Origin of the sequence: Erwinia sp. ErVv1 (assembly GCF_900068895.1) — a bacterium.
Lineage (GTDB): Bacteria > Pseudomonadota > Gammaproteobacteria > Enterobacterales > Enterobacteriaceae > Erwinia.
In genome coordinates, this window is sequence record NZ_CDPK01000020.1 from 45,271 (window position 1) to 54,812 (window position 9,542).

Here is a 9,542-nt window from a genome sequence, read left to right on the forward strand (position 1 = left end):
AATATTCATGGGTTTATTTCTGCTCTCATCATGCAACGTTAGGAAGCGAGTACGCTCGCGGGTCAAAAATGCCGGGATCAGGGTCTTCATAAGCGCGTCTCCGTCAGCTCAACGGTTCGGGCCGCGAGGTCGGCCAGAACCGGGGTATCGAAAAGTGTGCGTATCTCAATGCTCAGCCCGCGCTGGCGCAGCTGTTCGAGCAGCCGCACGGCCAGCAGCGAATAGCCGCCGAGTTCAAAAAAGTGATCCTGCCGTCCCACCTGCTCCACGCCGAGCAGCGTTTCCCAGATGGCGGCCAGGGTGGTTTCCATCGCGCCCTGCGGTGGCTCGTACGCGCGTCGGGCAAAGGCGGTATCATCCGGCAGCGGCAATGCGCTGCGATCCGTCTTGCCGTTGGGGGTCAGCGGCAGGGCGTCGAGCGTCACGAAGGCCGCCGGCACCATATAGTCCGGCAGCGCCGCCTGTAGCCAGTGGCGTAGCGCCAGGCGGCTGAACGGCACCCGATCTCCGTCGGCCTGGGCCGGCACCGTATAGGCCACCAGCTGCGGCTGGCCGCCGGTATCGGGTTGGGTCACCACCACGGCGTCACGCACGCCAGGGTAGCTGAGCAGGCGGGCTTCGATTTCGCCCAGCTCAATGCGATGCCCGCGCAGCTTCAACTGGTGGTCGGCGCGGCCCAGATAGACCAGTCGGCCATCCGGCATAAATTTTGCGAAGTCGCCGGTGCGATAGAGTGACGCGCCGGTGGCAAAGGGATTGGGGATAAACCGCTCCGCCGTCAGATCGGGGCGCTGATGATAGCCGCGCGTCACGCCCTCGCCGCCGATATACAGCTCGCCCACCGCTCCGGCTGGCACCGGTTCGCCGTGCGCGTCCAGGAGATAAACCTGGGTGTTGGCGATCGGATGACCAATCGGCTGGCTGAACAGCGCCACATCCTCTGCCTTTACGCGATTACAGGTTGACCAGATGGCGGTTTCCGTCGGCCCGTAGAGGTTCCACAGCGATGCCCCCCAGGCATAAAGGCGCGTGGCGAGATCGCTCGGCAGCGCCTCGCCGCCGCAGAGGATTTTCAGCTGCGGGCAGGGGGCGGCGCGGGTATCCAGCAGCGCACGCCAGGTGGTCGGCGTGGCCTGCATAAGGGTGATGTCGGCGGTGGTCAGCAGATGATGCAGCGCCCAGGGGTCCATCCCCTGTTCGCGGCTGGCCAGCACAACGGCTGCGCCGGTCATCAGCGGCAGGTAGAGTTCCAGCGCGGCAATATCAAAGGAGATGCTGGTGACGGCAAGCAGCCGATCCGCGGGCGTCAGGGTAAACAGCGTCTGCATGGCGGTGAGGAAATTCACCACCTGGCGATGCTCCACCATCACCCCTTTTGGCCTGCCGGTCGAGCCAGAGGTGTAGATCACATAGGCCAGATGGCGGGCGTTCAGCGTCTGCACTTCCGGGCAGGCGACGGGCAGCCCAGCCCAGCGATCGCCATCCTGTGCCAGGTCGACCAGCCTGACGCTCGTCGTCTGCGCCGTCTGCGCCGTCGCGAAAAGCTCGCGCCCGCGTGCATCGACCATCAGTACGGCGGGCGCGGCATCCTCAAGGATCCAGGCCAGCCGCGCGGGGGGATATTCCGGGTCGAGCGGCACGTAGGCCCCGCCCGACTTGAGCACCGCCAGCAGCGCGACCAGCATTGATTCACTGCGCCCGGTGCAGACCGCAATGCGCGTATCCGGCGTGACCCCCAGCGATATCAGGTAGTGCGCCAGCCGGTTCGCCCGCTGGTTGAGTTCATCGTAGCTGATCCGGCACGCCCCCATTTGCAGGGCGAGAGCCTGGGGCTGGCGCGCGGCCTGCCGCTCAAACAGCTGGTGGACGGTGGCATCCGTCGGGAAGGGCGCGGCCGTATCATTCCAGGTTTCCAGCAGCCGCTGACGCTCCTGCGGCGGCAGAATGTTCAGTCCGCACACTGGCCAGGATGCTGCCGCAGGCGGGGCGAGGACCCCGTCTTCCAGCGCCGCTGCCAGGCTGAGCAGGCTCTGTCGATAATAGCCAAAAATGCGCTCTGGGCAGAGGGCGCCGACCGCCTGCACGTTAACGGTAAACCCATTGCCCGCGTCATCGACGGAGAGAGTCAGCGGGTAGTGCGTGCCTTCGGTAAAACCGTGCCAGATCGCACCCTCCTGCTCGAGAGTGCCGGTCACGCTGGTCTCTGTGGGACGGTTGTGGCGATAGTTGAACAGGACGCTGAACAGCGGCGTGGGGGCCGCGATACCGCTGGCCTGCTGGGCAAGCGACAGGGGCGTCTGCTCATGATCCATCAGCCCGGTCAGGCGCGCATGGGTTTGATGGACGGCGCTCACGGCGTCCACGCCGCCCAGATCGAGCCGCAGCGGCAGCGTATTAATGCACGGACCCATAATCAGCTCGCCGTCCGCCAGCTGCATACGGCCGGAGAGAAGGGTTCCGAAAACCACGCTGTCGCGGTTGCTGGCGGCCGCCAGAACCCTGGCCCAGCCCAGATGGCACAGGCTGCTGACGCTCACGCCCAGATGCCGCGCCCGCTCGCGCAAACGCGCAGCCAGGGGAGCCTCAAGCGCGCGGCTGAACTCAATCAGCCGCTGCCCGTCAGCATGGCCGCTTTGCAGATCAAACGGCATCGTCGGCTCATCAATATCCGCCAGCATCTGCGCAAAAAACAGCTGCTGACGCCGGGCATCATCGTGCAGCCGCCGCTGGGCGACCTGCTGACGGAACTGCCGGGCGGGCGGCAGTGCGTCGCCCTGGCCGTGAAGAAATACCTGAATATCGGCGAGCAGAATTTGCAGTGAAAAGATGTCATCCACCAGATGGTGGATGGAGAGCAGCATCTCCCAGCGGGCCTCTGTCGGGTCGTAAGCCACCGCGACGTGCAGCAGCGGGGGCCGTGACAGGTCGATGCGGTTTTCCAGCGGATCGACGAGCGACCTGAGCTGCGCCACGGCGGGGGTATCGGCAACCGCGCTCAGCTCGGTGACGTGCAGCCGTGCGCTGCGCAGCACCACCTGCGCGGGCGTTTCCAGCCCCTCCCAGATAAAGGCGCTGCGCAGGATGTCATGTCGGTCAATCACCCGCTGGATCGCCGCCAGATAGCGCTCCAGGGTATCCCGCCGGGTAAATGAGAGATGGCCCACCTGGAGATAGGGGTCGCCCTGCTCATTCAGCAGGTGATGGAACAGAATGCCCTCCTGTAGCGGCGTCAGCGCATAGATGTCCTGAATGCTGGCCACGCCGCCCGGGGTCCGGGCCACAATCAGGTCAATCTGCCGCTGGGTGAGATCGATAAGCGGCAGCAGATCGGGGGTGATCACCGTCGTTGAGGGAGTAATCAGCTCAGGCGGCAGGGCATCACCCAACGGCACCGCCTCCTGCTGACGGATACGTCCGGCCAGGTCCGCCAGCACCGGGTAAGCAAACACCGTTTGCACGTCGGTATGCAGGTTCTGCTCACGCAGCCTGGCGGAGAGCTGCATCGCCAGCAGCGAATGGCCGCCCAGCCTGAAAAAGTGATCCTGCCGTCCCACCTGGCGGATGCCGAGCAGCGACTGCCACAGATCCGCCAGGGTCGATTCGATACCGGCTCCGGGCGCCTGATAGTCCTGGCGTTCCCGGTCGTTCTCTCCCGGCGCGGGCAGGGCTTTACGGTCAATCTTGCCGTTGGCGGTCAGCGGCAGCGCGGGCATCAGGACAAACGCCGCCGGGATCATATAGTCCGGCAGCCGGGTCGCCAGCTCCTCGCGCCAGCGGGCGACCAGAGGCTCTCCGTCGGCTGACGCCGGCACAACCCAGGCCACCAGGCGCATCTCCCCGTCTGCGGCCGGAAGGGCCAACACCGCGGCCTCACTGACCGTTGCAAGCGCGGCAATCTGCGACTCGATTTCACCCGGCTCCACGCGGAACCCGCGCAGCTTGATCTGGTGGTCACGTCGCCCGATGAATTCAATGCGGCCATCGTCCAGCCAGCGGCCGGTATCGCCGGTGCGGTAAACCTTCCCGCCGCTTATCCAGGGATCGGCAATAAACAGCTCTGCGGTCAGCGCCGGGCGGTTGATGTAGCCCGGTGAAACGCCTTCGCCGCCGATCCAAATCTCACCGGTGAGGCCCGGCGGGCAGAGCTGGCCCATGCTGTCGACAATATAGAGGCGGGTATTGGCAATCGGGCGGCCTATGCTCAGGCGGTTATCCCCGCCCTGCTCAAAGCCCTGCATCCACGCCGAGGACATAATTGTGGTTTCGGTCGGGCCATAGCCGTTGATATAGCGGCAGCGCCCGCTCCACTGTGCGATCAGCTCGGCGGTGGGGGCCGAACCGGCGGTCAGGATGGTCATGCCCTGCGGCACGCGGGCCGGATCCAGCTGACGCAGATAGGAGGGAGGAAAGGCAGAAAAACGAATAGCGTTGGCGACCATGTACGCCATCAGATCCGGCGGATTATGGATCAGCGCATTCGACAGCAGATGCAGCTCGCAGCCGCGCGTCAGGGTGCCGAAAATTTCGCCCGCTGACGCATCAAAGGTGTAGGGCGCGAACTGGGTGATCGCCTCTCCGGCGGTGAAAATGCCGGTGCTGTCGCACCAGGCGCAGAAGTTAATCAGGTTGCGGTGGGTGATCTCCACGCCCTTCGGGGTGCCCGTGGTACCTGAGGTATAGATGATATAGGCCGGGGTGTGCGCATCAACGGCGTCCCGCGTGTTCACCGCGATTTCTTCCTGCGTCTCTTCGGCGTAGTCATCGACAAACAGCAGGGTGTGGGCGTCATCAGCGGCAAAATGTGCCCGGTCGGCGCGGCGCGTCAGCGTCCAGTTGACCTGCGCATCACGCAGAATAAACGCCCGCCGTTCGGCAGGCGCGTCCAGTCCTACCGGCACATAGGCCGCGCCGAGTTTGATTATCCCCAGCATTGCGGCGATCAGCTCCGGCGTTTTCTCCATGCTCAGGGCCACGCGATCGCCCCTGACCACGCCGACGCGGCTAAGCCCTGCTGCAATCTGCCCGGCACGGTCGGCAAGCTGGCGGTAGCTGAGACGGAGATCGCCCGCCACCAGCGCCGTCGCCTCGTTGCGGGCCGCGGCCTGTGCCGCAAATAGCGTATACAGCGAGCAATCCCGCGCGATATCCAGCCCGGTTGCGTTCCAGTCATGGATCGCCCGCGCCGTTTCTGCCGCGTTCAGCAGCGACAGCTCGCCGACCCGTTGCCCGGCGTCCTGTACCATGTTGGCGAGGAGCTGCTGCACACGCTCGAGAAGCATGCGCGCCCCGTCTTCGCTGAACGCCTCCCGGTCATAGCGCAGCGTCAGCGACATTGACGCCCCGGTATGCAGGGTAAGGTGGAGTGGCGCAGTGCTGGCGATGCCATGCGGTGCCGGTAGCGGGTCGTTATGCAGTGGCGCAGTGCTGGCGATGTCGTGAGGTGCCGGAGGCTGGCCGTGCAGTGCTTCGGCGCGGCTTTCGTTCCCGATGCTGACCCGCGAGGCGTAACGCATCGGCTCCTGCACCCCGTCGGCACGGTCCGGCAGCCCATCGGCGCTGCTGGCACGTCGCGGCGGATAAGGACGCAGCTGCGCGTCAATCTCCTGTAGCCATTCGGCCAGCGGACGGTTTGCCTCCGGACGCAGGCGCAGCGGGCTGGTCCCCGCCGTACCGGCAGCGGGATAGCCCAGGATCACCTCATCCTCGCCGCTGTACTTGCTCAACAGCAGGCCCCAGGCGGCGATCAGCAGGGCGTCCAGCGCCATAGATTCAGGATGCGCCAGTGCGCTCAGCGACGCCCGCAGCGCAGGCGACACCGGCATCGTCAGCAGCGGCATTGTTGTGGAGGAACAGGACGTATTCTGTCCGAAGGATGGATTCTGCTCGAAAGTCATGCGCCTTGCTCCCTCTCTGACCAGCCCGACAGGCTTTTAACGCTGTTCACCAGGGCCGAAACCGTTTCGACGTTTCTGCCGAACTGGTTAATCGCCGCGCGGTGCTGAAGACGGTCGGCAAAGCCATATTTAAGAAAGGTCGACAGGGTGCCCGCCGGGCCAAGATCGATGAAACAGGTATTCTCCCGTCCGGGCATCCCGTTGACTAAGCCATAGAAATCAGCCGGTTCCCGTACCACCCGCCAGAACCGGTTGCTCTCCCAGCGCTCAACGGACGTCCCCTGCATGGCCGAGTAAACCGGCAGTCGGGCCGGGTGGCAGGTCAGCGTGTGTGCAAAGGCGCAGAACGCCTGCTCAATGGCATCAACGCCCGACGAGTGAAAGGCGTGTTCAACCGGCAGCAGCAGCGAGACGATCCCCTGCTGGCTCAGGCGCTGTTTTACCGCCAGCAGGCTTGCCCGCTCGCCGCTAACCACAAAGTTTTTCTGGAAGTTAATGCTGGCCAGCTCACTTCCCTGATAAATTTCGGGGTGCTGGTGGAAGTGCGTCACGGGGCTGAGGACGCTTAGCATGCCGCCGTCCTGCGCGTGCTCTTTCAGCAGGCTCGCCTGGCACACCACCATATTCATCGCATCCTCAAGGCTGAGTACCCCGGCCACGGTCGCCGCGACGTATTCGCCCAGGCTGTAGCCCAGCACGTCGTCAGGTTCGATCCCTTCGGCCTGAAGCAGGCTGGTCAGACTGAAACCGAGGCTGAACAGCGCCGCATGGGAGAGCATCACATCAGAGAGTGGATTTCGCCGCCGGGCCTCGTCATAGAGCGGTGCCAGCAGGCTGCTGCCGGTATGCTGGCGAAACAGGGCATCACACCTCTCCATGGCGCTGCGGAACGCGCTGTTTTGCTGATAAAGTTCCAGGCCCATGCCGTAATACTGCGATCCCTGCCCGCTATACATAAACACCAGGCGCGGCCTGCCCGGCACGGCGTTGGCATCCGCTGTCGCTGGCTGCGTCGACTGGGCATTCGGCGCTTCTGCGCCCGCTGGCTGCGTCGACTGGGCATTCGGTGCTGCTGCGCCCGCTGGCTGCGTCGACTGGGCATTAGGTGCTGCTGCGCCCGCTGGCTGCGTCGACTGCGTACCCGGCGCTGCTGTACCCGCTGGCAGTGCCATCGGCTGCGCTTTGATTTTTGCGAACAGCTGGGTTAGTACCTGACCCGGCCCGATCTCGCTCTGCTCGACGTCACCCTGCGCCAGCAGGCGCGAAAGACTCTCGTACCAGCGCACCGGCTGGCTTATCTGCCGCGTCAGCAGCGGCAGATAATCAGTCTGCGGATAGGGAAGGGACGTGTAGTTGGAAATCACGCGCGCCGTGAGCGGATGAAAGGTAAAGCCCGAGGCCGCCTCGCTGAACTGCGCTTCGATATCGCGCATATAGCGGGAGTGAAACGCGGCGCTGACGTTCAGCTTCACAAAGCGCGCTCCGGCCCCGGTGAACAGCGACTCACAGCCAGCGATGTCGTCGTACAGGCCGGAAATCACCGTCTGCTGGGCGCAGTTTACGTTGGCGATATCAATGCCGGAAAAGGATGAGGAGGCCAGCAGTTCAGTCACTTGCAGTCGATCGATGCCGAGGATCGCCGCCATTGCGCCGCGCGGTGCCGCTGACATCAGCGCGCCGCGCGCCTTCACCAGCGCCACGCCGGTAGCAAAGTCAAAGGCCCCGGCGGCGAACAGCGCGGCAAACTCACCCAGACTGTGGCCCGCGTAGGCGTCAGGCAGCATCAGGCCCGTTTCGCGCTTTGCCAGAAACCCAAGCGCGGAAACTGCAAAGAGCGCGGGCTGGGTGAATGCGGTTTCGTTCAGCACGCCCTGCGGGTCATCAAGGCAGAGCTCGCGCAGCGAATAACCGAGCACGCTGTCGGCTTCGTCGACCCGCGTGGGAAAACGATCGAACAGCGCCTTTCCCATCCCTTTATGCTGCGATCCCTGACCGGGAAATACCCAAATTGAAGAAGACATGAGTCGCCTATTACCTTTTCCCAGAATAATAACCAGGCGCCGCCTGGTTATTCCGTCACTAGCCTGTGGCTCAGGACCCGAATGCAGAGGCTTGCGCCTCCGCAGGCAGGTGCTGTTGAATAACCCGAATCAGGTCGCCCAGCGTGTAGATATCCCGCTTCTCGCCATCATTAACTCTGATGTTTAGCTGCTTCTCGATGCCGTACCAGGCTTCGAGCATCTCCACCGAGTTCACCCCCAGCTCACCGCCGAGGAATGACTCCATATCCACCGTTTCGGGCGTAAAGCCGGTCTTCATAATCTCGTTGATGATGTCGAGCACCACGGCCAAAAGCTCCTGCTGACTGCGCATTTCAATCCCTCTTTATCAGTGTTTAAATCGCATCGAATTCGCGTGCGGCATCAAGGATGATCTCTACCGCCTGGTCTATCTCTTCCCGCGTATGGGAGGACATCAGCGACAGCCTCAGCCGCTCTTTATCGGGCGGAACCATCGGGTATTCCATGATGTTGGCGAACAGGCCTCGCTCATAAATCAGACGATTGATATTCCCGGCCACGCCGCTTTTACTGAAGAAAATAGGGATAATCCCGGCTTCGCCGCGAATGATATTGAAGCCGTTTGATTCCAGCCGATCCTGCATGTAGCGGACATTCTCATGCAGGCGCGCCATGCGTTCAGGCTCGTTTTCCATCACATCCAGCGCGGCAGAAATGGCCGCCACGGTCGGCTGTGCCAGACCCGAGGTAAACAGATAGGGATAGGAGAAGTTGCGCAGCATAAAGATGTACTCATTGCTGCCGGACACAAAGGCGCCCTGCGCGCCGAGCGACTTACTGCAGGTAGACATCCGCAGGTCGACCTGACCCAGCAGATCGAGATGTTCAAGCGTGCCCTTGCCGGAGCGTCCCAGCGTACCCAGGCCGTGCGCGTCATCGAGGATGGTGATGATGTCGTTTTTGCGACAGATATCAATGTAGCGCTTAAGATCGATGATCGAACCGTCCGTGGAGCGAACGCCCTCGACGGTTGAGAAGATCTGCGCACCCGGTTTGGATCGCTCGCGAATTTTCGGCAGCAGCGCTTCAAACTCATCAAGACGTTCCGGATCGAAGGTGAAGAAAGGCACGCCGGTCATCCTGATGGCATTCACCACGCTGGCGTGGCTGTTCTGGTCATAGATGATGATATCGTTACGATTCATCAGCCCGTTCACCCAGCAGAGGTTGGCCATATAGCCGCTGGGTAGCAGTACGGCATCCTGATGCCCGGCCAGCGCGGCCAGGCGTTTTTCCAGCGCCTTATGCTGTCGGGTGTAGCCTGAAAATGCGGGCGATCCCCCGGTGCCGATGCCATATTTCTCTACCGCGTCAATCACCTTCGCTTTGATATAGGGATGGTTAGCCATGCCAAGATAGCTGTTCGATCCAAATACCAGTACGTCGCGAAAAGTCTCGTCGCGCAGATCCTTATACTGCATCCTCGCATCGACCGGCCCCGAACCCTCACGCCCTATCATCAGGCCCTTTTCGACCTCTTTCTGGTACGCGCTATATTTCAGTTCGACGCGCTCCCTGAAGGGTTTGCGCTCAAGTTCAATCAGTTCACGGAAATCCATTAATACGA

Annotated in this window: 4 protein-coding genes; all 4 read right to left on the reverse strand. The window is 62.8% G+C overall.

Annotated elements, in window-relative coordinates; genetic code table 11:
- Window positions 1-86: 86 nt before the first annotated feature.
- The 4 genes from A1830_RS19895 to A1830_RS19910 all read right to left on the reverse strand — a co-directional run bounded on the left by A1830_RS19895 (window position 87) and on the right by A1830_RS19910 (window position 9,534).
- Window positions 87-5,894 carry a non-ribosomal peptide synthetase gene (locus A1830_RS19895; RefSeq protein ID WP_231877685.1) on the reverse strand — a complete coding sequence of 1,936 codons (5,808 nt, stop codon included), beginning with the start codon at window positions 5,892-5,894 and terminating at the stop codon, window positions 87-89.
- A complete protein-coding gene (gene fabD / locus A1830_RS23540) occupies window positions 5,891-7,915 on the reverse strand; it encodes an ACP S-malonyltransferase (RefSeq protein ID WP_073981071.1) in 2,025 nt (674 codons plus the stop codon). The genes A1830_RS19895 and fabD overlap by 4 nt, the downstream gene beginning before the upstream one ends.
- Before the next feature lie 70 nt (window positions 7,916-7,985).
- Window positions 7,986-8,267, reverse strand: a complete 282-nt coding sequence (locus A1830_RS19905) for an acyl carrier protein (RefSeq protein ID WP_067710183.1) — start codon at window positions 8,265-8,267, stop codon at window positions 7,986-7,988.
- Window positions 8,268-8,289: 22 nt separating this feature from the next.
- Window positions 8,290-9,534, reverse strand: coding sequence for an aminotransferase class I/II-fold pyridoxal phosphate-dependent enzyme (locus tag A1830_RS19910; RefSeq protein ID WP_067710185.1), 1,245 nt, complete (start codon window positions 9,532-9,534; stop codon window positions 8,290-8,292).
- Window positions 9,535-9,542 lie beyond the last annotated feature (8 nt).

Bases quoted from the DNA above. Each gene is read 5' to 3' on its own strand.
- A1830_RS19895 (WP_231877685.1), bottom strand. From the start codon at position 5,894: ATGACTTTCGAGCAGAATCCATCCTTCGGACAGAATACGTCCTGTTCC.
- fabD (WP_073981071.1), bottom strand. From the start codon at position 7,915: ATGTCTTCTTCAATTTGGGTATTTCCCGGTCAGGGATCGCAGCATAAA.
- A1830_RS19905 (WP_067710183.1), bottom strand. From the start codon at position 8,267: ATGCGCAGTCAGCAGGAGCTTTTGGCCGTGGTGCTCGACATCATCAAC.
- A1830_RS19910 (WP_067710185.1), bottom strand. From the start codon at position 9,534: ATGGATTTCCGTGAACTGATTGAACTTGAGCGCAAACCCTTCAGGGAG.